Genomic DNA, 24023 nt, shown 5'->3' with positions numbered 1-24023 from the left:
CCGGCTGAGACGCCGTCAGAGCCGGGGGGACGGAGCCACCACCGCCGGGTCCGCCGACGACGCCGCCCGCTCCGCGCCGTCGCCCCCGTCCACGGCGACGCCGCGCCGCTTGGAGACGTAGACCGCGCCCACGATGACGACAACGGCCAGTGCCGCCACGGCGATTCTCAGCCCCTTGTTGGCGTCGGCACCGTAACTGAACTTCACCACCGCCGGCGCGATGAGCAGCGCCACCAGATTCATCACCTTCAGCAGCGGGTTGATCGCGGGACCGGCGGTGTCCTTGAACGGGTCGCCGACCGTGTCGCCGATGACCGTCGCCGCGTGCGCCTCGCTGCCCTTGCCGCCGTGATGCCCGTCCTCGACGAGCTTCTTGGCGTTGTCCCAGGCGCCACCGGAGTTGGCGAGGAAGACGGCCATCAGGGTCCCGGTGCCGATGGCCCCGGCCAGGTACGAACCGAGCGCCCCGACGCCCAGCGAGAAGCCGACGGCGATGGGGGCCAGCACCGCGAGCAGACCGGGGGTGGCCAGCTCGCGCAGCGCGTCCTTGGTGCAGATGTCCACCACGCGCCCGTACTCCGGCTTCTCGCTGTAGTCCATGATCCCGGGATGCTCGCGGAACTGCCGCCGCACCTCGTAGACCACCGCGCCCGCCGACCGCGACACCGCGTTGATCGCGAGCCCCGAGAAGAGGAAGACGACGGCCGCGCCGAGGACCAGCCCGACCAGGTTGTTGGGCTGCGAGATGTCCAGGCTCAGCCCCAGCTCCCCCGCCTTGGCGTGCACGTCCGTCACGGCCGTCGCGATCGCGTCGCGGTACGAGCCGAACAGCGCGGACGCGGCGAGGACGGCCGTCGCGATCGCGATGCCCTTGGTGATCGCCTTGGTGGTGTTGCCCACCGCGTCCAGGTCGGTGAGCACCCGCGCGCCCGCGCCCTCGACGTCACCGGACATCTCGGCGATGCCCTGCGCGTTGTCGGAGACCGGCCCGAAGGTGTCCATCGCCACGATGACGCCGACGGTCGTGAGCAGCCCGGTGCCGGCGAGGGCCACCGCGAACAGGGCCAGCATGATCGAGGTGCCGCCGAGCAGGAACGCCCCGTACACCCCGAGCGCGATCAGCACGGCCGAGTAGACCGCGGACTCCAGACCGACGGAGATCCCCGCGAGGACGACGGTCGCCGGGCCGGTCAGGGACGTCTTGCCGATGTCCCGCACGGGGCGCCGGGCGGTCTCGGTGAAGTAGCCCGTGAGCTGCTGGATCAGGGCCGCGAGGACGATGCCGATGGCCACGGCCACCAGGGCGAGGAAGCGCGGGTCGCCGCCGTGCCCCTGGATGGCGGCGTCGCCGACTCCCTTCAAATCCGCGTAACTGGAGGGCAGATAGACGAACACGGCCACCGCCACCAGCACCAGCGAGATGACGGCCGAGATGAAGAAGCCCCGGTTGATCGCGCTCATCCCGCTCCGGTCACTGCGGCGCGGCGCCACCGCGAAGATGCCGATCATCGCCGTGACCACGCCGATGGCGGGCACGAGCAGCGGGAAGGCCAGGCCCGAGTCGCCGAAGGCCGCCTTGCCGAGGATCAGCGCGGCGACGAGCGTCACGGCGTACGACTCGAAGAGGTCGGCCGCCATGCCCGCGCAGTCGCCGACGTTGTCGCCGACGTTGTCGGCGATGGTGGCCGCGTTGCGGGGGTCGTCCTCGGGGATGCCCTGCTCGACCTTGCCGACCAGGTCGGCGCCCACATCGGCGGCCTTGGTGAAGATGCCGCCGCCGACCCTCATGAACATGGCCAGCAGCGCCGCCCCGAAGCCGAAGCCCTCCAGCACCTTGGGCGCGTCGGCCGCGTAGACCAGCACCACGCAGGACGCGCCCAGCAGACCGAGGCCGACCGTGCACATGCCGACGACGCCGCCCGTACGGAACGCGATCTTCATGGCCCGGTGGGCAACGGCCGTCAGGTCCTTCTCCGGCTCGCCCTTCGCAGGGGTCGCCTCCCGCGCGGCGGCCGCCACCCGCACATTGCTGCGCACCGCGAGCCACATGCCGATATAGCCGGTGGCCGCCGAGAACACGGCACCGACCAGGAAGAACAGGGAACGTCCCATGCGCTGCGACCAGTTGTCGGCCGGCAGCAGCATCAGCAGAAAGAACACGATCACGGCGAAGACGCCGAGGGTGCGCAACTGCCGGGCGAGATAGGCGTTCGCGCCCTCCTGCACCGCCGCGGCGATTCTCTTCATGCTGTCGGTTCCCTCACCGGCCGCCAGCACCTGACGCACCAGCACCACGGCCACCACGAGCGCCGCGACCGCCACCACCGCGATCACCGTGACGAGGTTTCGATTGCCGTCGGTGAGCTCGACGGCGAGTCGTTGAGTGAAGTCCACCTGTTCAGGGGTGAAAGGCCCCGCCATTCGTCCTCCTTAGACGTTTGGCACATGGGCGTGCGGCCATTCGTCCAGCCGCCACGCTCAGGCGTCCTGAGCTCAAGATGGACGGATTGTAGGGAGCATGGCGAGATCAAAACAGAGCGCGGCAAACGGAATGAGACTTCTCGCGAACCGAGCCCATGCGGAGCCCGTACGGAGCCCACCGGGTGGAATGGTGAAGATCAAGAATTGTTTTCCGGAGGATCTCCGGAGAATCGATCATTCATCGACCGGCCGGTGAAGAACCGGCATAGCGCGAGGGCGCGAAAATGGGGACATGGGCGGCGTTCCCACCCCAGCCGGCGACGCACGGTTACGACCGGCGTCAGGCCCGCGCTACAGCGCGAAGCGGCTACCGGACTACGGCGTCACGGACGACGATGTCGTCGGCCAGCTCATCCGGATCAGGCCGCCCGTCTCGCTCGCCGTCACCTCGACGTCGTCGACCAGGCCGCTGATCACGGCGAGCCCCATGTCGTCCTCGCTGTCGGCACCGCTGTCGTCCGGCGTGGCGGGGGCCGTGGAAGCGGGGGACGCCGGGGAACCGGCGGGGGCTGCGGAACCGGACGCGGCAGCGGCCGTCGCGGCCATGACACCTGGGTGGGGGGCATCGTCGGCGACCTCGATGGAGAACTTCTTCTCGTCCTCCGTGAGCACCACCTTCACCGGGCCGTCGATCTCATGGCTCCGGTGGAGGCTCACGGCGCGTGAGCACGCCTCGCCGACGGCGAGGCGGACCTCGTCCAGCACGGCCTCGTCCACCCCTGCCCGGCGCGCCACCGCGGCCGCCACGAGCCTGGCCGTGCGGACATGCTCGGGAAGGGCGCTGAAGAGCAGTTCGACGGTGGCCATGCCATCCCCCTCGGTGGTACGTGCCCTCGTCCCCACTGCCGGAACACAGGGCGAACTCGCGGAGGGGCCGGGCCCGTGAGCCCGTCACCCCCGGCGCGGCTATGTGGCTGTGCGGCTGTACGCGTGTGGCGCCACGGCCGTACGACGGGCGGGCGGCCGCCAACCGGCGCCGACCGACCGCCACCCGGCCGTCAGTCGGTCGCCTGCACCGCGTCCTCGACCGAGGTGTGGATCGGGAACACCTTGGTCAGGCCGGTGATACGGAAAATCTTCAGGATGCGCTCCTGGTTGCAGACCAGCCGCAGCGAACCCTCGTGGGCACGCACGCGCTTCAGCCCGCCGACCAGGACGCCGAGCCCGGTGGAGTCGAGGAAGTCGACGCCTTCCATGTCCACGACGAGGTGATAGCTGCCGTCGTTGACAAGCTCGACCAGCTGCTCACGCAGCTTGGGCGCGGTGTACACATCAATCTCGCCACCGACCCGGACAACCGTACGGTCGCCTACGGTCTCGGTCGACAGGGACAGGTCCACGGATCCTCCAGCACCTTGCATCGAGCGGTCGCCCCCCATGGATCGGCAGCCGCGATGGCATTCAATCACTTACCGGCAGGCGCGCACGACGCCTTGGCGCCATTGTCCGTCAAGCCGGTGACACACTCGGTGTCGATGGCCAACGATCAACTCCCGCCGGAGGCGGGCGTGCACCCCGCTCCCCGGACAGTCCTCGACCGACTCGCCGCCGGGCCGGGCCGGTCTGCACGCATCACTCATACGGAGCACTTGCCCCCTCGTCCCGGACGTCATGCCCCCTGGCCCGAGAAGATCCGGCCGGAAGTGATCGACGCCATTCGGGCCGCCGGTATCGAACGGCCCTGGGCCCACCAGGCGCGCGTCGCCGAGCACGCGCTGCGCGGCGAGTCGGCCGTGGTGGCCACCGGCACCGCCTCGGGCAAGTCCCTCGCCTATCTGGCCCCCGTCCTCAGCGCCCTGCTGGACGGCTCCGAGGCCCCCAACGGGCGTGGCGCGACCGCCCTCTACCTCGCCCCCACCAAGGCCCTCGCCGCCGACCAGCGCCGCGCCGTACGCGCCCTCGCCGGCCCCCTCGGCAAGGGCGTCCGGCCCGCCGTCTACGACGGGGACACCCCCTTCGAGGAACGCGAGTGGGTGCGTCAGTACGCCAATTACGCGCTGACCAACCCGGACATGCTCCACCGCTCGATCCTGCCCGCCCACCCCCGATGGGCCTCCTTCCTGCGCACCCTGCGCTATGTCGTCATCGACGAGTGCCACGCCTACCGGGGCGTCTTCGGCTCCCACGTCGCCCAGGTGCTCCGCCGGCTGCGCCGCCTGTGCGCCCGCTACGGCTCCGATCCCGTCTTCCTCCTCGCCTCCGCCACGGCCTCCGAGCCCGGCCCCGCCGCCGGCCGGCTCACCGGCCTGCCGGTCGCGGAGGTCACCGAGGACGCCTCCCCGCGCGGCGAACTGGTCTTCGCCCTCTGGGAGCCCCCGCTCACCGAGCTCCACGGCGAGCGGGGCGCCCCCGTCCGCCGCACCGCCACCGCCGAGACCGCCGACCTCCTCACCGACCTCGCCGTCCAGGGCGTGCGCACCGTCGCCTTCGTCCGCTCCCGGCGCGGCGCCGAGCTGGTGGCCCTCATCGCCCAGGAGCGGCTCGCCGCCGTGGACCGTTCCCTCCCCTCCCGCGTCGCCGCCTACCGCGGCGGCTACCTCCCCGAGGAGCGCCGCGCCATCGAGCGCTCCCTCCACACCGGCGAGCTGCTGGGCCTCGCCGCCACCTCCGCCCTGGAACTGGGCGTCGACGTCGCCGGCCTCGACGCCGTCCTCCTCTCCGGCTACCCCGGCACCCGCGCCTCCCTGTGGCAGCAGGCCGGCCGCGCGGGCCGCACCGGCCGGGGCGCGCTCGCCGTCCTGATCGCCCGCGACGACCCGCTGGACACCTACCTCGTCCACCACCCCGAGGCCCTCTTCCAGCAGCCCGTGGAGTCCACCGTCCTCGACCCGGACAACCCCTACGTCCTCGCGCCCCACCTGTGCGCGGCCGCCGAGGAGCTGCCCCTGACCGAGTCCGACCTGTCGCTCTTCGGACCCGCGGCCATGGCCGTGATCTCCCAGCTGGAGGCCCGCAAGCTCCTCCGCCACCGGGGCACCGCCTGGCACTGGACCCGCCGCGAGCGCGCCGCCGACCTCACCGACATCCGGGGCGGGGGCGGCCGCCCCGTCCAGGTCGTCGAGGAGGGCACGGGACGGCTGCTGGGCACCGTGGACCGGTCCGCCTCCCACACCACCGTCCACGAGGGCGCCGTCCACCTCCACCAGGGCCGCAGCTACCTCGTGCGCCACCTCGACCTGGACGACTCCGTCGCCCTGGTGGAACAGGCCGACCCGCCCTACTCCACGACGGCCCGCGACACCACGGCCGTCTCCATCCTGGAGACCACCACCGAGGTCCCCTGGGGGGACGCGCGGCTGTGCTTCGGCTCCGTCGAGGTCACCAACCAGGTCGTCTCCTTCCTCCGTCGCAGACTCATCACCGGCGAGGTCATGGGCGAGACCAAGCTGGACCTGCCGCCCCGCACCCTGCGCACCCGCGCCGTGTGGTGGACCGTCACCGAGGACCAGCTCGACGACGCCCGGATCTCCCCCGAGGCCCTCGGCGGCGCCCTCCACGCCGCCGAACACGCTTCCATCGGCATGCTCCCCCTCTTCGCCACATGCGACCGCTGGGACATCGGGGGCGTCTCCGTCCCCCTCCACCCCGACACCCTCCTGCCGACCGTCTTCGTCTACGACGGCCACCCCGGCGGCGCCGGCTTCGCCGAGCGCGCCTTCCACACCGCCGCCCGCTGGCTCGGCGCCACCCGCGAGGCCATCGCGGCCTGCGAGTGCGCCGCCGGGTGCCCCTCCTGCATCCAGTCCCCCAAATGCGGGAACGGCAACGACCCACTGGACAAGAAGGCCGCCATCCGCCTCCTCACCCGCCTCCTCTCCGCCGCCCCGGAGGACTCGGAGGCCCCGACGGCCCCGAAAGCCCTGAAGGACTCGGAGGGCCCGACGGAGACGGACTGAGCGCCGGGACGAGGCGGGAGGCGGTGCGGCCCGGGAGGCAGCGGGGCCAGGCAGCGGGGCCAGGCAGCGGGCTGGGCGGGAGAACGGACCGGGCGGCGTCACGGGCTACGTACGGAGAGGCGTCACGGCGCGTACGCCGCCTCCGGCGGCCCGGCGCGGGCCCGAACCCTCAGTGCGTACGGCCCGGCCCGGGCCTCCGCCGCCACTTCCGCGAACTCGCCCCTCACCCCACAGCGCACCACTCTCACGCCCTGCGCCGAGGCGACCTTCCGGGCGAGGCCACAGGCCACCGACTCCCCTTGGAGGGCGTGGTCGGCGGCGGCGAGCGCCGCCAGGTCCGCCGCCCCGCCCGCACGATGACGAGCGATCACCACCTGCCCCATGGCCAGCAGCGCCGCGAAGACCACACAGGACGCCATCGCGACGGCCGCCACCCACACCGAGGCCAGACCTCCGTCATCCCACCGTCTCCTCCGCAAGGGCCACCGCCTCACCGCTCAGCCGTACCGCCAGCGGCCCCGGCCCGGCGGCCCGGGCCTCGACCCGCACCCGGACGAGATCGCCCTCCCGTGTCAGCCCGATCCGGGCCCCGCGCGGAGCGGCGGACCGGGCCGCGGCGACGGCCGCCGGAGGCGGGTCCTGCCGGGCCGCCGCCCGCGCCCCCGCCCGGGCCGCGTCCACGCACTGGATCTGCGCGGACGCGGCCATCAGCCCCCAGAGCAGGGCCAAGGCGAACAACACCAGCACCGGCAGCGCCACCGCGGCCTCGGCCGTCACATAGCCTCCGTCGGACCGCGCCCCGGACGCCTCGGATGCCCCGGACGCCCCGTCAGAAGGTCGCATGGAGCGCCTTCACGATCAGTTGCTGAAGGGCCGAGCTGACGGCCCCACTCGTGACCACCTTGTACAAAACAGCCGCCAGCGCGCACGCCGCGAGCGTGCCCACCGCGTACTCCGCCGTCGTCATCCCGGCCTCACCGGCACCCCTCACCCAGGCCCGGCGCGCCGCCCACCACGACGTGGTCTTCATCGCCACCACTGCCATGACCGATCCCCCATCTCTTGTGATGTGCGCGGTGCGCGGCCTCATCCGTCGCACCGTCACTTTCCTTTTTCTTCACGTGTTTCTTCACGTGCTTGTTTTGCTCGCTGCCCATGCGCCAGACCGCGTTCAGCTTCCGCGCATGAGTCCCTCTGCCAGCCCGACCACCACCGGCACCACCCCGACCGTCAGGAACGCGGGCAAGAAGCAGAGCCCCAGCGGTGCCGTCGCCTGAACCCCCGCGCGACGGGCCCTCATCGCCGCCGATCTCCCCTGGGCCGCGCGCAGCCGTGCCGCCAGCCGCGCCATGGGCTCCACCGCCGGGACTCCGGTGGCCTGGGCCCGTTCCAGACAGCCGGCCAGCGGGGCGGCCCCGGGCAGGCCCCCCAGCCGCCCCCAGGCGGTGCCCGGATCGCCGCCGAGCCGTACCTCCGCCGCCGCTTGGGCCAGCCGGGACCCGACCGGGCCTCCCAGCGAGCCCCCGACCGCCTCGGCGGCCTCCCTGGGCCCGGCACCGGCGGCCAGACAGGCGGCCAGAAGATCGGCCGCCAGGGGCAACTGCCGCCCCACTTCCTCGGCCCGCACCTTTCCCTCGGCCTCCTCGGCCTTCCGGCACCATCGCCAGACACCACAGGCCGCGGCGACTCCCGCCACGCATCCGGTGACACCCGCGACCAGCCAGACGAGCCCGAGCCCGGCGATCCCCACCGTCACGGCCGCCGCCACAGCCACCCGCCCGTCCAGGCCGCTCACCGCGCGCCGTGACCGGCTGCGCGACCGGCCCTCGCCTTCCGCCGCCTCACCCGCCGCCGGGCCATGGCTCCCGAGCAGGGTCACCAACCGGCCGCGTACCGTACGCCTTCCGCGCGCGCCTCTCCCCAGCGCCGCCACGCACACCGTCGCGATCGCGGCCAGCACCACCGCCCACAGGCTGTGGACAACAACGCCCCCGTTCACTTCTCCCGCTCCCTCCCGTTCGTCTTCCCCGGCCCTTCGGCGACCCGGACGATCCGCCGGGTCCACGCGATCCCCGCGCACTCCAGCAGTCCGCCGAACACCAGACACCCGAGCCCGGTCGGGGTGTGCAGCAGCACCCGCAGCGGCTCGGCCCCCAGCGCGACACCCATCAGCAGGGCGAGGACGGGAAGCAGCGCCAGCATCACGGCGGTGGACCGGGTGCCCGCCAACTGGGCGCGCAGTTCCTCCCGCTGATCCCGCTCGGCGCCCAGAGCCGCCGCGACCCGCTCCAGGCCCGCGGCCAGACCGGCCCCGCCGTCGACCGCGACCCGCCAGCAGGCGGCCACCCCCTGGAGCCCCTCGGCCCCCGACTGTCGCCCCGCCTTGCGCAGCGCGTCCGGTACGTCCCCGCCGAACCTCGCCGCCGCCGGCACCGCGGGCCACCCCGGGCCCAGCCCCGCCTCCCTCAGCCCGGACACCGCCGCACCGGGCTGGCGCCCCGCCCTGAGCTCACCCGCGACGGTGCCGCACATGTCGATCACGGCGGATTCCCGGCGCTCCCGCTCACGCTGCCGCTCCCGCGCCGCCAGCCACCGCCGTACGAGCGGCACGGCCAGCGCTCCCACGATCAACGGCAGCACCGACTTCCCCAGCACCGCCACCGCGCAGCCGACAGGCAGACAGAGCAATTCCCGTCTCTGCCGCACCACCCGTCGCAAGCGGCCGACCCACTCACCGGTCCGACCCGGCAGAGCGAGACCCGGCCCATCTCCAGCTCTCCCACCCCCGGCCGTCCCACCACCGGCCAGCAGCAGCCGGGCCCGCCGCACGCCCGGCCCCGGCCGAGCCCGCCGCACGGCAAGGGCGCAGAGCGCCAGGACGAAGAACAACAGCGCGGCACACCCGGAGGAAGCCTGCGCCCCGGACGGCCACCCGGTCATGGCGCACCTCCGGCGCGCCCGCACAGCTCGGCCAGCCGGTCCCAGCCCCGCGCCCGCTCGAAGCCGTCCTCGCCCCACACGGCTGCCGGGACGGTCGTCACCAGACCGGCGGAATCCCGGTCGAGCACATGGACTTCCGCGACCCTTCTGCGGCCGCGGTGGTCACGGACCATATGGATCACCACCGACAGGGCGGCCGCGAGCTGGCTGTGCAGCGCCGCCCGGTCGAGGCCCGCCGTAGAGCCCAGCGCCTCCAGCCGGGCCGGGACGTCCGCGGCGGCATTGGCGTGCACCGTGCCACAGCCTCCTTCATGGCCCGTATTGAGAGCGGCCAGGAGATCGGTGACCTCGGGACCGCGCACCTCGCCGACGACCAGCCGGTCCGGGCGCATCCGGAGCGCCTGGCGCACCAGATCCCGCAGGGTGACGAGGCCGGTGCCCTCCTGGTTCGCGGGGCGGGTCTCCAGCCGCACCACATGCGGGTGGTCCGGGCGCAGTTCGGCGGAGTCCTCGGCGAGGACGATCCGCTCGTCTGGCGCGACCAGCCCCAGCAGGGTGGACAGCAGCGTGGTCTTGCCCGAGCCCGTGCCGCCGCTGATGACGAAGGAGAGCCGAGCGTCGAGGACGGCGCGCAGCAGCCGCTCCCCGTCAGGGGGCAGCGCCCCCGCGGCCACGAGCTCCGCCAGGGCGAAGGCGCGCGGCCGGACGACCCGCAGCGAGAGGCAGGTGGACCCGACGGCCACGGGAGGCAGGACGGCGTGCAGGCGTGTGCCGTCCGGGAGGCGGGCGTCCACCCAGGGCCGGGCGTCGTCGAGCCGGCGTCCGGCGATGGCGGCGAGGCGCTGGGCGAGGCCACGCACCGCCGCCGCGTCGGGGAAGGTCACATCGGTGCGCTCCAGGCCCGCGCCCCGGTCGATCCAGACCCGGTCGGGGGCGGTGACCAGGACGTCGGTGACGTCGGGCGCCGCCAGCAGGGGCTCCAGAGGGCCCGTGCCGACCAGCTCGGAGCGCAACCGGGCCGCCACGCCGAGGACTTCGGCGTCGCCCAGCAGCCGTCCCTCCCGGCGCAGCGCCTCGGCGACCCGGGCGGGTGTCGGCTCGGCCCCGCTCTCCGCCAGCCGCAGCCGTACGGCGTCCAGCAGCGCGAGGCTCATGCCGGTACTCCCTCGTCCTCGGGGAGTGCCCTGTCCCAGAACTCCGCGCTGAAGCGGGCCAATGGCCCCCGTTCGGCACCGCCCGGCGGCCGGCCGGTGTCGAGCGCGTCCGACAGGCCGGGCTCCAGGGGTAGTTCACCCGCAAGGGGGAGCCCCAAGAGGCGGGCGATCTCGTCAGCCTCCAGGCCGGAGCCGAACGGGCCGCGCACGACGGCCCGCAGATCCCTCAGCAGCATGCCCAGCGTCGAGGCCACCCGGTGGGCTGCGGCGACGGCCCGCAGTTCGGCGGGGACCACCAACAGGCCCAGGTCTAGCTGTTCCAGGGCTTCGACGGCCGGTTCGTCCAGCCTGCGTGGCAGATCCACGACCACGACTCCGCCGCGCCGCCGGGCGGCGGCCAGGACGGCGCGCATCGCCTCGGGCGGGACGGCCGGGCAGCCGCCCCGGTCCCAGCTCAGGACGCGCAGGGAGTGGAGTTCGGGCAGGGCCTCCTCCAGTGCCTGTCCGGCCACTCGCCCCCGCGAGTCGGCGAAGGCGGGCCAGCGCAGCCCCTCGGCCCTCTCCCCGCCCAGCAGTACGTCGAGCCCGCCGCCCAGGGGATCGCCGTCGATCAGCATGGTGCGCCGCCCGGCGCGGGCCGCGCCCACGGCCAGGGCGCAGGCCAGGGTGCTGGCCCCCGCGCCGCCGCGGCCGCCGACGACGCCCACCGTGAGAGCCGGGCGTCCCACCCCCTCCACGGCGTCGGCGATCCGGTCGACGAGCCAGCCCTCCCCGTCGGGCAGCAGGGCCACATGACGGGCGCCGATTCCGACGGCTCTGCGCCAGACGCCGGGGTCGCCGGGATCCCTGCCGACGAGCACCACGCCCTCGACGCGGGCGGCGGCCCCCAGTCCGGTGGCGCTGTCGTCGCCCACCAGGATCAGGGGCGCGCCGTCCCAGCCGGTTCCCCGGGCGAACGGGCCGTGGACGACCTCGGGCACGGCACCTGCCGCGGCGCACAGCCTCAGCAGATCGTCGAGCAGCGCCTCGTCCTCCGTGACGATCAGCGGGCCCCGTTGCTTGCCGTCGCCGGAAGCGGGCCGATCGGACGTGCTGGATCCGGTCACGGTCTCTCCCCTCTCACTCCACGCTCTCGTCTCCGCGAACATCGCGGAACTCGCGGGGAATCACCGTGCAGCGAACCGGGAAATCGTGTGGATCTTGGTCAAAAACTGTGGACAACTCAACGGTTGTGAATATCCCGCTCACCTATACCGGTGACTTCCGGAGAGCAGCGTGGCGATTACGCTGCGTAACGGGTATGAAGGAGGGAGGCCACGCGCTCAACAGGGCGGGCGAGGACGGGGGAGGCCCGATGACGACGACCGAAACGCATCCGGACATGCGACGACCCCCGCCGGGGGGGAGAGCGGGGGTCGTCCCCACGGCCGACTCGGGGGGGGAGGAGTCGGGCCGGGTTAGACACGGTCGCGAACGATCCGTGACTTCCATGGTGTACCCGAGAGCCTTCTCAGGCAAACCCACACGCCTCAGCTTACGCCGAATGGAGGGCCCCTATGCTCGGCGGCGTGGAAAACCACTCCTTGCCCAGGACCGCCGCGTTCTTTGATCTGGACAAGACGGTCATTGCGAAGTCGAGCACGCTCACCTTCAGCAAGTCCTTCTACCAAGGCGGCTTGATCAACAGGCGCGCCGTGTTGCGCACCGCCTATGCACAGTTCGTCTTCCTGGCCGGCGGAGCCGACCACGACCAGATGGAGCGGATGCGTCAGTATCTCTCCGCCCTCTGCAGGGGCTGGAATGTCCAGCAGGTCCGCGAGATCGTGGCCGAGACCCTGCACGAGCTCATCGACCCGATCATTTACGACGAGGCCGCCTCGCTCATCGAGGAACACCACGCCGCGGGACGGGATGTGGTGATCGTGAGCACCTCGGGCGCCGAGGTCGTCGAGCCGATCGGGGCGTTGCTGGGCGCCGACCGGGTCGTGGCCACCCGGATGGTCGTCGAGGAAGGCGCCTTCACAGGGGAAATCGAGTACTACGCCTATGGCCCCACCAAAGCCGAGGCCGTGCGCGAGCTGGCCGCCTCGGAGGGATACGACCTCAGCCGCTGCTACGCATACAGCGATTCGATCACCGACATTCCGATGCTGGAGGCGGTCGGCCACCCCCACGCCGTCAATCCCGATCGGGCATTGCGCCGCGAAGCGGTGTCACGCGACTGGCCGGTCCTCTCCTTCAACCGTCCCGTGCGCCTGAAGCAGCGCATTTCCGCGCTGTCCATGCCATCCCGTCCGGCGCTGCTCATGGCTGCCGCGATCGGCGCGGCGGCGGCCACGGCGGGGCTGATGTGGTTCGCCAACCGCCGCCGCGCGACCATGCCCGCCTTGCCCGCTTTTGATGCCAAAAGCAAAAGAACTGTGGCTTAGGCTTCCGCTTCTACGGCGACAGGAGTAGAAAGGACTTAACGGCCCGCGAGACCAGGGACATCCGGGAGGACGCCCCTCACGCACCAAGGCCCCACGGACCGAGCATGAAAGCCGGGCACCCACGCGACGCCGACCCGTCGATTACGGGCCAGTCGCACCAGGTGGCGGGCGAAGTCCCCGGCCTGATGGGCGAATTTCGTGCACGCATGGTAACCCGGCGGACGTGCCAGCGGCGGTACCGGAGCAGTACAGGTACCGCCGCAACCCATGTCCACCACAAGGGTGATGAGGCGGACCGAGGGCCGGCGGCGGCCGACCCGGTGGCCGCCGGTCAGGCGGCGCCGCGCTGAAGCGCCTCGCACACCGCCGTACTCTCCCGCACCCCCAGCTCGACGGCACGGCCGCAGTGCGCGATCCAGGCCGCCAGGCCGGCCGGGGTACCCGAGACATAGCCCTCGAGCGCCGCCGCATAAGCCTCCCGGCCCTGCTCCGCGTGCCCCACCTCGGCCGGGCAGATGGCCTTGGGGTCCAGACCGCTGCCCACCAGCACGATGCGCTCGGCCGTCCGCGCGACCAGGCCGTTGTACGAACCGAACGGCCGCAGGGCGAGCAGTTCGCCATGGACCACGGCCGCCGTCACCAGCGCCGGGGCCGCGCTGCCCGCGATCAGCAGCCCCGCCAGTCCCTCCAGTCGTCCCGCGACCTCGTCCGCGCCCGGCAGCGGCAGCTCGACCAGCGGCTCCACCACCGGCTCACCGGCCAGCCGCGGCCGTCCGACCGAGGCATCGGGCCGGTCCCCACCGGCGGCCACCAGATGCAGCCGGGCCAGGACCCGCAGCGGGGACTGGCGCCACACGCTCAGCAGTTGACCCGCCTCGGCGGTCAGCCGCAGCGCCGCGCCCACCGCACGCGGCTCCCCCTCACCGCTGAAGTCGGAGCGGCGGCGCACCTCTTCGAGGGCCCAGTCCGCGCCGGACAGCGCGGCCGAGCCCCGCGCACCGCGCAGCGCCGCCTCGGAGGTGACCTCATTGCTCCGGCGGCGCATCACCCGGTGGCCATACACCCGGTCCACCGCCTTGCGTACGGAGTCCACGGAGTCGGCAACGCCCGGGAGCGAGCCCAGGGTGGCAAGCGGATCGGCTGTCGTACTCATGGGTAAGACACTACGCACTTCGGGTCTACACCCCCCGAAAGAGTGGTCCTCTTCACTCACGGCTCTCACTCAGCGCACCCCTGCACCTACTCTTGGTGAATATGAAGATCGCTTTCGTGGGGAAGGGCGGCAGCGGCAAGACCACGCTGTCCTCCCTGTTCATCCGCCACCTCGCCGTCGGCCGTGCCCCCGTCATCGCCGTGGACGCGGACATCAACCAGCACCTCGGCGCGGCGCTCGGGCTCGACGAGGCGGACACCGCCGCTCTGCCCGCTATGGGCGCACGGCTCCCCTTGATCAAGGAGTATCTGCGCGGCGACAACCCGCGCATCGCCTCGGCGGAGACCATGATCAAAACGACCCCGCCGGGCAACGGATCACGGCTGCTGCGCGTCACCGAGGACAATCCGGTCTACGAGGCATGCGCCCGTACGGTGGCGCTGGACGACGACACGTCCGTCCGGCTGATGGTCACCGGCCCCTTCACCGATTCCGATCTCGGTGTCGCCTGCTACCACTCGAAGGTCGGCGCGGTCGAGCTGTGCCTGAACCACCTCGTGGACGGGCCGGGCGAGTACGTGGTCGTCGATATGACGGCGGGCAGCGACTCCTTCGCCTCCGGGATGTTCACCCGTTTCGACATGACCTTCCTCGTCGCCGAGCCCACCCGTAAGGGTGTGTCCGTCTACCGCCAGTACAAGGAGTACGCGCGGGACTTCGGCGTCGCGCTGAAGGTCGTGGGCAACAAGGTGCAGGGGCAGGACGACCTCGACTTCCTGCGTGCCGAGGTGGGCGAGGACCTGCTCACGACGGTCGGCCACTCCGACTGGGTGCGGGCGATGGAGAAGGGCCGCCCGCCCCGTTTCGAGCTGCTGGAGGAGGTCAACCGGCAGGCCCTGCGCGTTCTGGGCGAGACCGCGGACGCCTCCTACGAGCGGCGCGACTGGCGGCGCTACACCCGCCAGATGGTCCACTTCCACCTCAAGAACGCGGAGAGCTGGGGCAACGCCAAGACGGGTGCCGATCTGGCGGCGCAGGTCGATCCCGCGTTCGTGCTGGACGAAGAGCTGCTGGCTACCGCGCAGCCCGTCTGACGGAGGCGCCGGAGAACCGCGCCCAGCCGTTCTTCGGCGTCTTGCCGATCTCCAGCTCGCGCAGGTCCGTGAGCAACCGGGGATCCTGGGCGTCCAGCCAGTCCGCCAGCTGTTTGAAGGAGACACAGCGCACGCCGTCCTTCACACAGACCTTCTTGATGACGCTTTCGACAGCACGCATGTACGTGCCGCCGTTCCAGGACTCGAAGTGGTCGCCGACGAAGAACGGGGCACGGTTTCCCCGGTACGCCCGCTGGAAGCCCGCCATCAGGCCGTCGCGCATCTGTCTGCCCCACGCCTCCCGCCGGGCGGGCTCGCCCTCGGTGGTACCGGACTGGTTGGCGAGGAAGTTGTAGTCCATCGACAGCGTCTCGAAGTCCCGCCCCGGGACGGGGATGTCCTGCAAGGGGAAGTCCCAGACGCCGCGGATCTTCCGGGGCCAGACCTGCCGCCCGCCGATGGAACTCGCGTCGTAGCGGAAACCCATGGCCTTGGCCGCCGGGATGAGATTGCGCTGGCCCTCCAGGCAGGGCGCCCGCCCGCCGACCAACTCCTTGCCGTAGTCGAACGGAAGGGGTGGCTCCGACCTGAGCCCGGCGTTGGTCCGCCAGTGCCTGACGAACGACTCCGCCTGCCGGATCTCGCTCATCCACTCCTTGCTGGTCCAGGTGCCGACGCCACCGTGGGCGCCGCAGAAGTGACCGTTGAAGTGGGTGCCGATCTCATTGCCCTCGAACCAGGCGGCGCGCATCTGCGCCACGGTGTCCCGCACGCCCTCGACGTCGTTGAAGCCGATGTCGGAGGCACCTGCGGAGTGCCGGGGCGGGGCGTAGAGCTTCCGCTTGGCGGCGGGGAGCATGTAGACGCCGCTGAGGAAGTAGGTCATGGTCGCGTGGTACTTCCTGCCGACGGCCCGGAAGTGGGAGAACAGTTTCTGCTCGTCCTCGCCCGCGCCGTCCCATGAGAAGACGACGAACTGCGGCGGCCGTTCACCGGGTTTGAGACGGCGCGGGACGGGCTGCCCGGGCTGAGGGCCGGTCTCGGCGGTGGAGCCGTCGCCGATCAGCCGGACCGGCCGCCCGGCCGGGTACGGACGGGCCGGCGCCCGGCGGCCGCCGGCGGGGGCGGAGGCGTCGGGCGTCGCGGCCCCCGAGGCCAGCGCCAGGGCAGTCAGGCCGCCGAGCGCGATTCTCCATGCAGCAGCCATGAGCCACCTCGCCGTTCGACTCGCCTGTCCGGCGGGGCGGGCAGACGTTCAAGCGACGCCACCATCGCATGGGGTCAAAACTGAACAAAGGAGGCAGGCATTTAAAAATACTTATTCGCTCGATCAGGGGAAGGGTCGGGGCACTCCCTCGCCAGCCCTTTACTCTGCATTACGATCCGTTTACCGAGAGTTGATGGACGCCTGTCCGTCGCAGCCGCTCCCGCCGCTGCCCGCCGTGACCACGGCCGCGCATCCAGCGCGACCGCGCCGCCCCGACGAAAAAGACGGGACCGACGATGCCCGCTCAGCAGACCCAGACGCCCCCTTCCTTCCCTGCACTCCGCCAGGACGGCCCCCCTGAGCCCAGTGGGCGGAGCCGGTCCGCCTGGTCCCGGGATCTCCCCGCCTCCGGCGCCGTCACCTTGGCCGCCGTTCCCCTCTCCCTGGGGATCGCCCTGGCGGCGAGCGTCCCCCTCCAGGCCGGCCTGATCGCGGCGGCCGTCGCCGGGATCGCCGGAGCGGTGTTCGGCGCCGCCCCGGCCCGGGCCGGGGGCACGGCCGCCTGTCTGGTGCTGGTGACCGCGGAGCTGGTCCAGCGCCAGGGCTGGCAGGTCACCTGCGGGGTCATCGCCCTCGTCGGGCTGGCGCAGCTCGCCCTCGGCGCCCCACGGGTGGCCCGTTTGGCGTCGGCGTTCAGTCCCGCCGTCGCGCGCGGAATGCTCGCCGGTGCAGGAGCGACGATCGTCCTCGGCCAGGCGCCCGTCGTACTGGGCGGTGGTCCTCAGCCGGCCGCGCCGGCAGGTGTCCGGGCCCTGCTCTCGGAGTTGACGCATCCACGGCCCGCCGCGCTCCTGGCCGCCGCCGTCACGGCGGTGACGCTGACGGTCTGGCCCCGGCTGCCCGGCAGGGCGGGGCGGCTGCTGCGGCTCGTCCCCGCCCCGTTCGCCGCGCTCGCCCTGGCCATGGGTGCGAGTCTCTCCCTGGACACGCCCCGGATCTCCCTCGCCCCCTGGGGGCCACGGGTGCTGCCCGGCCTGCCGGACGGCCCGGTGCTCGGGATCTTCGCGGCGGTGCTGACGCTCACGCTCGCCGCGAGCGCGCAGTCGCTGCGGTCCCTGCTGCCGGCCCCCGTCCAGGAGTGGCTGCGCCCCCGGGGCGCGGTACCCCCCGGCGCCGCAGGGCCCGGATCCCACGCGGGCTCGGCGGTGTGTGCCGTCTGCGTCCTGCTGTGCGCGGGGCTGCCGGCTGCGGTGCCGGAGCTGGTCCCCCTGTCCGCCGTGGCCGTTCTCGCCGTCGCGGCCGGGCTGAGGGCGACGGACCTGGCGCAGGTCAAGCAGATGTCGCGACACAGGGAGTTCCCCATGTACGTGGCCACGCTCGGGTCGGTGCTGCTGCTGGGAGTGCTTCAGGGCGTCGTGGTGGGCATGGTGATCGCCGCCCTGCTCTCACTGCCCGGGATCGCCCGCTCCCTCCGGGGCCGCGGCAAGCCCGCCACGGACCCCGCCGGTTCCCCTGCCCACCGCCCCTGGACCCCCTGGCGCCATCTCGACCGCGCCCACCGCGCGGAGGAGGAGGCCGGGCCCGGCGAGACCGGGCAACTCCTCGGAGGGGTGAGCACCTTCCAGCGCGACACCGCCCCGTTGGTCCGCGACGAGCTGGCCAGGCTCGCCCGGGAAGGACAGCGCCCCAGCCAGCTCTTCCTCACCTGCGCCGACTCCCGGCTGGTGACCAGCATGATCACCTCAAGCGGCCCCGGCGATCTGTTCACCGTGCGCAATGTCGGCAATCTGCTGCCCCCGCCCGGCGACGACGGGAGCTGCGACTCGGTCGGCGCCGCCGTGGAGTACGCCGTGGAGGTGCTCAAAGTCGGCAACATCACCGTCTGCGGGCACTCGGGATGCGGTGCGATGCAGGCCCTGCTGGATCTGTCCGCCTCCCCCGCCGGCCATGGCCTCGCCTCCGTCCAGACCCCGCTCACCCGCTGGCTGCGGCACGGCCGGCCCAGCCTGGCCCGAATGCAGCGGATCGGCCGACTGGGGCGTGGCGAGGTGGCGCTGGCGGACCGTCCCGTCGCGGACGACGTCGAGCGGCTGGCGCTCGTCAACATCTTGCAGCAGCTCGACCATCTGATGGCCCACCCCTGTGTCGCGCGTCGGGTGGCCGAAGGATCACTGCGGCTCCAGGGGATGTACTTCCACGTGGGCGAGGCCCAGGCCTATGTCCTGGACCGGCGTTCGCGCACCTTCACCGCCGTACGGCCCGCCGTCCTGGACGCCGTATGACCCATCCCGTATGACCCATCCCGTATGACCCACCCCGTATGACCCACCCCGCCCGGCACTCCGGCGCGACGCCCCCAGCGCGTCCCATCGGCCGCACCACCCCCTCTGACCTCGGCACATCAGGTTTTCATAAGGTCTAAACCACTTTTTGTCCACACCCCTTGTCAGGGTGCGTCCCGGCCTGATGAGCTATGGCCGGGACGTAACGAGCCCCCTGGGAAAGGGAGATGTCGTGAGCAACGAAAGCCTGGCCAACCTTCTGAAGGAGGAGCGCCGTTTCGCACCGCCCGCCGGTCTGGCCGCCGAGGCCAATGTGACCGCCGAGGCGTACGAGCGGGCGAAGGCTGACCGGCTGGGCTTCTGGGCCGAGCAGGCCCGCCGCCTGAGCTGGGCGGCCGAGCCGACCGAGACCCTCGACTGGTCGAACGCGCCGTTCGCCAAGTGGTTCGCCGACGGCAAGCTCAACGTGGCGTACAACTGCGTCGACCGCCATGTGGAGAACGGGCTGGGCGACCGTGTCGCGCTGCACTTCGAGGGAGAGCCCGGCGACAGCCGTTCGATCACCTACGCCGAGTTGCAGCGCGAGGTCTCCCGCGCCGCCAACGCCCTGCTGGAGCTGGGTGTCCAGGCCGGTGACCGCGTCGCCATCTATCTGCCGATGATCCCCGAAGCGGTCGTCTCGATGCTGGCCTGCGCCCGCATCGGCGCCCCGCACTCCCTGGTCTTCGGCGGCTTCTCCGCGGACGCCCTCGCCACCCGGATCAACGACGCCGACGCCCGCGTCGTCATCACCGCCGACGGTGGCTACCGGCGTGGCAAGCCCTCCGCGCTCAAGCCCGCGGTGGACGAGGCCCTCACCCGTCCGGGCACCGAGAACGTCCGCAGCGTGCTCGTGGTCCGCCGCACCGACCAGGAGGGCATCGACTGGACCGAGGGCCGCGACGTGTGGTGGCACGACCTGGTCGAGCGTCAGTCCGACCAGCACACCCCCGAGGCCTTCGACGCGGAGCACCCGCTCTTCATCCTCTACACCTCGGGCACGACGGGTAAGCCCAAGGGCATCCTCCACACCACCGGTGGCTATCTCACCCAGGCCTCGTACACCCACCACGCCGTCTTCGACCTCAAGCCCGAGACCGATGTCTTCTGGTGCACCGCCGACGTCGGCTGGGTCACCGGCCACTCGTACATCGTCTACGGCCCGCTGAGCAACGGCGCGACGGAGGTGCTCTACGAGGGCACTCCCGACAGCCCGCACCAGGGTCGCTGGTGGGAGATCGTCCAGAAGTACGGCGTCACGATCCTGTACACCGCCCCCACCGCCATCCGCGCCGCCATGAAGTGGGGCGACGACATCCCCGCCAAGTTCGACCTGTCGAGCCTGCGGATCCTGGGGTCGGTCGGCGAGCCCATCAACCCCGAGGCCTGGGTCTGGTACCGCAAGCACATCGGCGCCGACACCACCCCGGTCGTCGACACCTGGTGGCAGACCGAGACCGGCACCATGATGATCAGCCCGCTGCCGGGCGTGACCGAGACCAAGCCGGGTTCGGCCCAGGTCCCGCTCCCCGGCATCTCCGCCACCGTCGTCGACGACGACGGCCACGAGGTACCCAACGGCGCCGGCGGCTATCTCGTCCTCACCGAGCCGTGGCCGTCCATGCTCCGCACCATCTGGGGGGACGACCAGCGCTACCTGGACACCTACTGGTCCCGCTTCGAGGGGCGCTACTTCGCGGGCGACGGCGCCAAGAAGGACGATGACGGCGACATCTGGCTGCTCGGCCGGGTCGACGACGTCATGCTCGTCTCCGGCCACAACATCTCCACCACCGAGGTGGAGTCCGCCCTCGTCTCGCACCCGAAGGTCGCCGAAGCCGCCGTCGTCGGCGCCGCCGACCCGCAGACCACCCAGGCGATCTGCGCCTTCGTCATCCTGCGCAGCGGTGTGGACGCCGAGGCCGAGGGCCTCACCGAGGAGCTGCGCGCCCATGTGGCCAAGCAGCTCGGCCCGATCGCCAAGCCCAAGCGGGTCCTGCCCGTGGCCGAGCTGCCCAAGACCCGCTCCGGCAAGATCATGCGCCGTCTGCTGCGCGACGTGGCCGAAAACCGCACTCTCGGCGATGTGACCACCCTGACCGACTCCTCGGTCATGGACCTCATCCAGGCCAAGCTCCCAGCCGCCCCCAGCGAGGACTGAACCCAAAAACACATCTGCATAACCACAGGTCAAAGCACCTATGAGTGAAGGGCGCCCGACAACACGTCGGACGCCCTTCACTCTTTCCGGCTAAGGTAAGTACCTGTCGCGTAAATATTGCGACAAGAATCTAGGGCGCGCCGGGAAGTCTGGTCGGCAATACAGCACACGTGTACGCGTGTGTTTTCAGACCGTCAGACCGACCCCAGGAGGTCCACCATCGTGGCCGCGTCCAAGAACCAGCGTTCCGTCTTCCTCGGCAGGCTCTCCCTGCCCGAACGGAACTATCTCGCGGACGCTCTGCGCACCGAGACCGTGGGCGGCGTCCTGCTGCTCGTCGCCGCCGTCGCCGCGCTGATCTGGGCGAACACCCCGCTGCGCGAGAGCTATGAGACCGCCCGCTCCTTCCACCTCGGCCCCGGCAGCCTCGGGCTGAACCTGTCCCTCCAGCACTGGGCGGCCGACGGACTGCTCGCGATCTTCTTCTTCGTCGCCGGCATCGAGCTCAAGCGCGAGCTCGTGGCGGGCGAGCTGCGCAACCCCAGGGCGGCGATCCTCCCCGTCGTCGCCGCGCTCTGCGGCATGGCCATGCCCGCGATCGTCTACGCCCTGACCGCCTCGGCCGGCGGTGGCTCCCTGAGCGGCTGGGCCGTGCCCACCGCCACCGACATCGCCTTCGCCCTGGCCGTGCTCGCCGTCATCGGCACCGCCCTGCCGTCCGCCCTGCGCGCCTTCCTGCTGACCCTGGCCGTCGTCGACGACCTCTTCGCGATCCTCATCATCGCGGTCTTCTTCACGTCGAAGCTGAACTTCGCAGCCCTGGGCTTCGCCGTGGTGGGCCTGGTCGTCTTCTGGGTGCTGCTGCGCAAGGGCGTACGCGGCTGGTACGTCTACGTACCGCTGGCGGTCGTCAACTGGGCGCTGATGTACAACAGCGGCGTCCACGCGACCATCGCGGGCGTCGCCATGGGCCTGATGCTGCGCTGCACCCGCCGCGACGGCGAGGAGCACTCCCCCGGCGAGCACATCGAGCACCTGGTACGCCCGCTGTCGGCGGGGCTGGCCGTGCCGCTGTTCGCGCTGTTCTCGGCGGGCGTCGCGGTCTCCGGCGGGGCGCTGTCCGACGTCTTCTCCCGGCCCGAGACGCTGGGCGTGGTCCTCGGCCTGGTCGTCGGCAAGGCCGTCGGCGTCTTCGGCGGCACCTGGGCGGCGGCGCGGTTCACCAGGGCGGAGCTCAATCCGGACCTCAAGTGGCCCGACGTGCTGGCCGTGGCCTCGCTGGCCGGGATCGGCTTCACGGTGTCCCTGCTGATCGGCGAGCTCGCCTTCAGCGGCGACGCCGTCCTCACGAGCGAGGTCAAGGCGGCCGTGCTCGTCGGTTCGCTGATGGCCGCCGTCCTCTCCTGCACTCTCCTCAAACTGCGCGACAACAAGTACAAGAAGCTCTGCGAGGAGGAGGACCGCGACGAGGACGAGGACGGCATCCCGGACATCTATGAGCAGGACAATCCCGAGTACCACCTGCGCATGGCCTCGAAGTACGAGGCCAAGGCGGCCGCGCACCGCAAGCTGGCGGAAGTCGCGGCAGGGCGCACCACCAGCGACGACGGTCCGGCATGATCTGAGAGTCTTTACATCCGCGGTGCGCTCCCTGTAATGCCCGGGCCAGCCGGACCGGAGCCCCGCGGAGGACGAAGCCGACGACGATGAGGGAGCAGGCGATGAGCGCAGCCGACGACGGCGCGAACCGCAGCCTCGGCCAGCTGGTGGCACAGGCCACCACCGAGCTGTCCGCGCTGGTGCACGACGAGATCGCACTGGCCAAGGCCGAGCTGCGGCAGGACGCCCGGCGGCTCGGCATCGGTGGCGGCGCCATCGCCGCGGCCGGTGTCCTGGCGCTCTTCTCGCTGCCGGTCCTCAGCTTCGCGGCGGCCTACGGCATCCACAATCTCGGGCTCGGGCTCGCCTGGTCGTTCCTGATCACCGGTGGCGCGTATCTGCTGCTCGCGGCGGTGCTCGGGCTGCTGGCCGTCGCCAAGTTCAAGAAGATCAAGAAGCCGGAGAAGAGCATCGCCTCGGCGAAGGAGACCGCGGCCGTGCTGGGCACCGTCAAGCCGCACCCGCGTCCCCTGGCCGACACGAGCCAGGCGGACGCATCTGTGACACGCTCGACCGTATGACGGTGCCCGATACCTCCGCAGCGCCCGCGTCCCCCGAACCCGGCCGGCCCGTGACACCCGCGGCCCCGGTGGCGTCCTCGCCCACCGCGGTCGTCCGGCCGGAAGGTCCGTGGACCCACCGGGACGTCGCGGCGAACGGGGCGCGGTTCCATATCGCCGAGATGGGCGAGGGGCCGCTGGTGCTGCTGTTGCACGGCTTTCCGCAGTTCTGGTGGACGTGGCGGCATCAGCTGCCGGCCCTCGCGGAGGCCGGGTTCCGTGCGGTGGCGATGGACCTGCGCGGCGTCGGCGGCAGCGACCGTACGCCCCGGGGCTACGACCCGGCGAACCTCGCCCTCGACATCACGGGGGTGGTCCGCTCCCTCGGTGAGCCCGACGCCGCCCTCGTCGGCCATGACCTGGGCGGATATCTGGCCTGGACCGCGGCTGTGATGCGGCCCAAGCTGGTGCGCCGACTCGCGGTGTCCTCGATGCCGCACCCGCGCCGCTGGCGGTCGGCGATGCTCGCCGACCCCCGGCAGAGCGCCGCGAGCTCCCACATCTGGGGCTTCCAGCAGCCCTGGCTGCCCGAGCGGCGGCTGCTCGCGGATGACGCGGCGCTGGTGGGGCGGCTGATCCGGGAGTGGTCGGGGCCCCGGCTGCCGGACGACGAGGCCGTCGAGACCTACCGCCGGGCGATGTCGATCCCCTCCACGGCGCACTGCTCGATCGAGCCGTACCGCTGGATGGTGCGATCCATGGCCCGCCCCGACGGCATGCAGTTCAACCGCCGGATGAAGCGGCCCGTCCGGGTGCCGACGCTGCATCTGCACGGGTCCCTCGATCCGGTGATGCGGACGCGCAGCGCGGCGGGCTCCGGCGAGTATGTGGAGGCCCCCTACCGCTGGCGGCTCTTCGACGGGCTCGGCCATTTCCCGCACGAGGAGGACCCGGCGGCGTTCTCGGCGGAGCTCATCGGCTGGTTGAAGGACCCCGAGCCGGATCGCTAGGACGGCGGGCGGAACACC

General features: G+C 71.9%; 20 protein-coding genes. 8 read left to right on the top strand and 12 right to left on the bottom strand.

The features are described from left to right. Positions 1 to 15: 15 nt before the first annotated feature. From AB0E98_RS12090 to bldG, 3 genes are all read right to left on the bottom strand, one after another. Positions 16 to 2421 (bottom strand): sodium-translocating pyrophosphatase, encoded by a 2406-nt coding sequence (locus AB0E98_RS12090; protein ID WP_361701450.1) that lies wholly within the window; start codon positions 2419 to 2421, stop codon positions 16 to 18. Between the two features lie 375 nt (positions 2422 to 2796). Then, a complete protein-coding gene (locus AB0E98_RS12085) occupies positions 2797 to 3288 on the bottom strand; it encodes an ATP-binding protein (protein WP_361701449.1) in 492 nt (163 codons plus the stop codon). 191 nt (positions 3289 to 3479) lie between these two features. Beyond that, the gene (gene bldG / locus AB0E98_RS12080) at positions 3480 to 3821 is read right to left on the bottom strand and encodes an anti-sigma factor antagonist BldG (RefSeq protein WP_030367299.1); all 342 of its coding nucleotides are present in this window, start codon (positions 3819 to 3821) and stop codon (positions 3480 to 3482) included. A 54-nt stretch (positions 3822 to 3875) separates the two neighbouring features. Between bldG and AB0E98_RS12075 the strand changes: the two genes are divergently transcribed. After that, positions 3876 to 6377, top strand: a complete 2502-nt coding sequence (locus AB0E98_RS12075; protein ID WP_361701447.1) for a DEAD/DEAH box helicase — start codon at positions 3876 to 3878, stop codon at positions 6375 to 6377. A 122-nt stretch (positions 6378 to 6499) separates the two neighbouring features. Here AB0E98_RS12075 and AB0E98_RS12070 read toward each other — a convergent pair whose 3' ends face one another. The 7 genes from AB0E98_RS12070 to ssd form a co-directional block, all read right to left on the bottom strand. Further along, positions 6500 to 6871, bottom strand: coding sequence for an Rv3654c family TadE-like protein (locus AB0E98_RS12070; RefSeq protein ID WP_361701446.1), 372 nt, complete (start codon positions 6869 to 6871; stop codon positions 6500 to 6502). Further along, positions 6834 to 7220, bottom strand: coding sequence for a TadE family type IV pilus minor pilin (locus tag AB0E98_RS12065; protein ID WP_361701445.1), 387 nt, complete (start codon positions 7218 to 7220; stop codon positions 6834 to 6836). Before AB0E98_RS12065 ends, AB0E98_RS12070 begins: the two co-directional genes overlap by 38 nt. Then, complete coding sequence (locus AB0E98_RS12060; protein ID WP_361701542.1) at positions 7207 to 7407, bottom strand: DUF4244 domain-containing protein; 201 nt, start codon at positions 7405 to 7407, stop codon at positions 7207 to 7209. Before AB0E98_RS12060 ends, AB0E98_RS12065 begins: the two co-directional genes overlap by 14 nt. Before the next feature lie 141 nt (positions 7408 to 7548). Beyond that, positions 7549 to 8376 carry a type II secretion system F family protein gene (locus AB0E98_RS12055; protein ID WP_361701444.1) on the bottom strand — a complete coding sequence of 276 codons (828 nt, stop codon included), beginning with the start codon at positions 8374 to 8376 and terminating at the stop codon, positions 7549 to 7551. Beyond that, positions 8373 to 9317: a type II secretion system F family protein gene (locus AB0E98_RS12050; protein ID WP_361701443.1), complete on the bottom strand. Its 945-nt coding sequence runs from the start codon at positions 9315 to 9317 to the stop codon at positions 8373 to 8375. Before AB0E98_RS12050 ends, AB0E98_RS12055 begins: the two co-directional genes overlap by 4 nt. Then, positions 9314 to 10471 (bottom strand): TadA family conjugal transfer-associated ATPase, encoded by a 1158-nt coding sequence (locus AB0E98_RS12045; protein WP_361701441.1) that lies wholly within the window; start codon positions 10469 to 10471, stop codon positions 9314 to 9316. The genes AB0E98_RS12050 and AB0E98_RS12045 overlap by 4 nt, the downstream gene beginning before the upstream one ends. Next, on the bottom strand, positions 10468 to 11577 hold the full coding sequence (ssd, locus tag AB0E98_RS12040) for a septum site-determining protein Ssd (RefSeq protein ID WP_361701439.1): 1110 nt from the start codon (positions 11575 to 11577) through the stop codon (positions 10468 to 10470). The genes AB0E98_RS12045 and ssd overlap by 4 nt, the downstream gene beginning before the upstream one ends. A 450-nt stretch (positions 11578 to 12027) precedes the next feature. Between ssd and AB0E98_RS12035 the strand changes: the two genes are divergently transcribed. After that, the gene (locus tag AB0E98_RS12035; RefSeq protein ID WP_361701438.1) at positions 12028 to 12900 is read left to right on the top strand and encodes an HAD family hydrolase; all 873 of its coding nucleotides are present in this window, start codon (positions 12028 to 12030) and stop codon (positions 12898 to 12900) included. A 331-nt stretch (positions 12901 to 13231) separates the two neighbouring features. Here the strand turns inward: AB0E98_RS12035 and AB0E98_RS12030 are convergent, their stop codons facing one another. Beyond that, positions 13232 to 14053 carry an oxidoreductase gene (locus tag AB0E98_RS12030; protein ID WP_361701436.1) on the bottom strand — a complete coding sequence of 274 codons (822 nt, stop codon included), beginning with the start codon at positions 14051 to 14053 and terminating at the stop codon, positions 13232 to 13234. Positions 14054 to 14154: 101 nt separating this feature from the next. Between AB0E98_RS12030 and AB0E98_RS12025 the strand changes: the two genes are divergently transcribed. Beyond that, positions 14155 to 15147, top strand: coding sequence for an ATP-binding protein (locus AB0E98_RS12025; RefSeq protein ID WP_361701434.1), 993 nt, complete (start codon positions 14155 to 14157; stop codon positions 15145 to 15147). On the opposite strand, the gene AB0E98_RS12020 is transcribed toward AB0E98_RS12025, so the two are convergent. Next, positions 15128 to 16354, bottom strand: a complete 1227-nt coding sequence (locus tag AB0E98_RS12020; protein ID WP_361701432.1) for a hypothetical protein — start codon at positions 16352 to 16354, stop codon at positions 15128 to 15130. The genes AB0E98_RS12025 and AB0E98_RS12020 overlap by 20 nt on opposite strands. Positions 16355 to 16650: 296 nt before the next feature. On the opposite strand from AB0E98_RS12020, the gene AB0E98_RS12015 reads away from it, so the two are divergent. The 5 genes from AB0E98_RS12015 (at position 16651) to AB0E98_RS11995 (ending at position 24005) form a co-directional block, all read left to right on the top strand. Further along, positions 16651 to 18636 (top strand): carbonic anhydrase, encoded by a 1986-nt coding sequence (locus AB0E98_RS12015; RefSeq protein ID WP_361701431.1) that lies wholly within the window; start codon positions 16651 to 16653, stop codon positions 18634 to 18636. 232 nt (positions 18637 to 18868) lie between these two features. Next, on the top strand, positions 18869 to 20836 hold the full coding sequence (gene acs / locus AB0E98_RS12010) for an acetate--CoA ligase (protein WP_361701429.1): 1968 nt from the start codon (positions 18869 to 18871) through the stop codon (positions 20834 to 20836). A 222-nt stretch (positions 20837 to 21058) separates the two neighbouring features. Further along, positions 21059 to 22456: a Na+/H+ antiporter NhaA gene (nhaA, locus tag AB0E98_RS12005; RefSeq protein WP_361701427.1), complete on the top strand. Its 1398-nt coding sequence runs from the start codon at positions 21059 to 21061 to the stop codon at positions 22454 to 22456. Positions 22457 to 22557: 101 nt separating this feature from the next. Beyond that, entirely contained in the window at positions 22558 to 23016 is a 459-nt protein-coding gene (locus AB0E98_RS12000) for a phage holin family protein (RefSeq protein WP_361701426.1), read from the top strand. After that, positions 23013 to 24005 (top strand): alpha/beta hydrolase, encoded by a 993-nt coding sequence (locus AB0E98_RS11995; RefSeq protein WP_361701425.1) that lies wholly within the window; start codon positions 23013 to 23015, stop codon positions 24003 to 24005. Before AB0E98_RS12000 ends, AB0E98_RS11995 begins: the two co-directional genes overlap by 4 nt. Positions 24006 to 24023: the final 18 nt, after the last annotated feature.

The sequence above is a fragment of the Streptomyces sp. NPDC037389 genome, assembly GCF_040636475.1.
In the GTDB taxonomy this organism is placed as follows: domain Bacteria; phylum Actinomycetota; class Actinomycetes; order Streptomycetales; family Streptomycetaceae; genus Streptomyces; species Streptomyces hesseae.
The sequence above is the reverse complement of the archived record's forward strand: the minus strand, read 5'-3'. Positions and strand labels throughout refer to the sequence as shown.

What these genes read in the sequence shown, in the direction of transcription:
- AB0E98_RS12090 (WP_361701450.1), bottom strand. Translation starts at nt 2,421, where the DNA reads ATGGCGGGGCCTTTCACCCCTGAACAGGTGGACTTCACTCAACGACTC.
- AB0E98_RS12085 (WP_361701449.1), bottom strand. Translation starts at nt 3,288, where the DNA reads ATGGCCACCGTCGAACTGCTCTTCAGCGCCCTTCCCGAGCATGTCCGC.
- AB0E98_RS12075 (WP_361701447.1), top strand. Translation starts at nt 3,876, where the DNA reads ATGGCATTCAATCACTTACCGGCAGGCGCGCACGACGCCTTGGCGCCA.
- AB0E98_RS12065 (WP_361701445.1), bottom strand. Translation starts at nt 7,220, where the DNA reads ATGCGACCTTCTGACGGGGCGTCCGGGGCATCCGAGGCGTCCGGGGCG.
- AB0E98_RS12060 (WP_361701542.1), bottom strand. Translation starts at nt 7,407, where the DNA reads ATGAAGACCACGTCGTGGTGGGCGGCGCGCCGGGCCTGGGTGAGGGGT.
- AB0E98_RS12050 (WP_361701443.1), bottom strand. Translation starts at nt 9,317, where the DNA reads ATGACCGGGTGGCCGTCCGGGGCGCAGGCTTCCTCCGGGTGTGCCGCG.
- AB0E98_RS12045 (WP_361701441.1), bottom strand. Translation starts at nt 10,471, where the DNA reads ATGAGCCTCGCGCTGCTGGACGCCGTACGGCTGCGGCTGGCGGAGAGC.
- AB0E98_RS12035 (WP_361701438.1), top strand. Translation starts at nt 12,028, where the DNA reads ATGCTCGGCGGCGTGGAAAACCACTCCTTGCCCAGGACCGCCGCGTTC.
- AB0E98_RS12030 (WP_361701436.1), bottom strand. Translation starts at nt 14,053, where the DNA reads ATGAGTACGACAGCCGATCCGCTTGCCACCCTGGGCTCGCTCCCGGGC.
- AB0E98_RS12025 (WP_361701434.1), top strand. Translation starts at nt 14,155, where the DNA reads ATGAAGATCGCTTTCGTGGGGAAGGGCGGCAGCGGCAAGACCACGCTG.
- AB0E98_RS12020 (WP_361701432.1), bottom strand. Translation starts at nt 16,354, where the DNA reads ATGGCTGCTGCATGGAGAATCGCGCTCGGCGGCCTGACTGCCCTGGCG.
- AB0E98_RS12015 (WP_361701431.1), top strand. Translation starts at nt 16,651, where the DNA reads ATGCCCGCTCAGCAGACCCAGACGCCCCCTTCCTTCCCTGCACTCCGC.
- AB0E98_RS12000 (WP_361701426.1), top strand. Translation starts at nt 22,558, where the DNA reads ATGAGCGCAGCCGACGACGGCGCGAACCGCAGCCTCGGCCAGCTGGTG.
- AB0E98_RS11995 (WP_361701425.1), top strand. Translation starts at nt 23,013, where the DNA reads ATGACGGTGCCCGATACCTCCGCAGCGCCCGCGTCCCCCGAACCCGGC.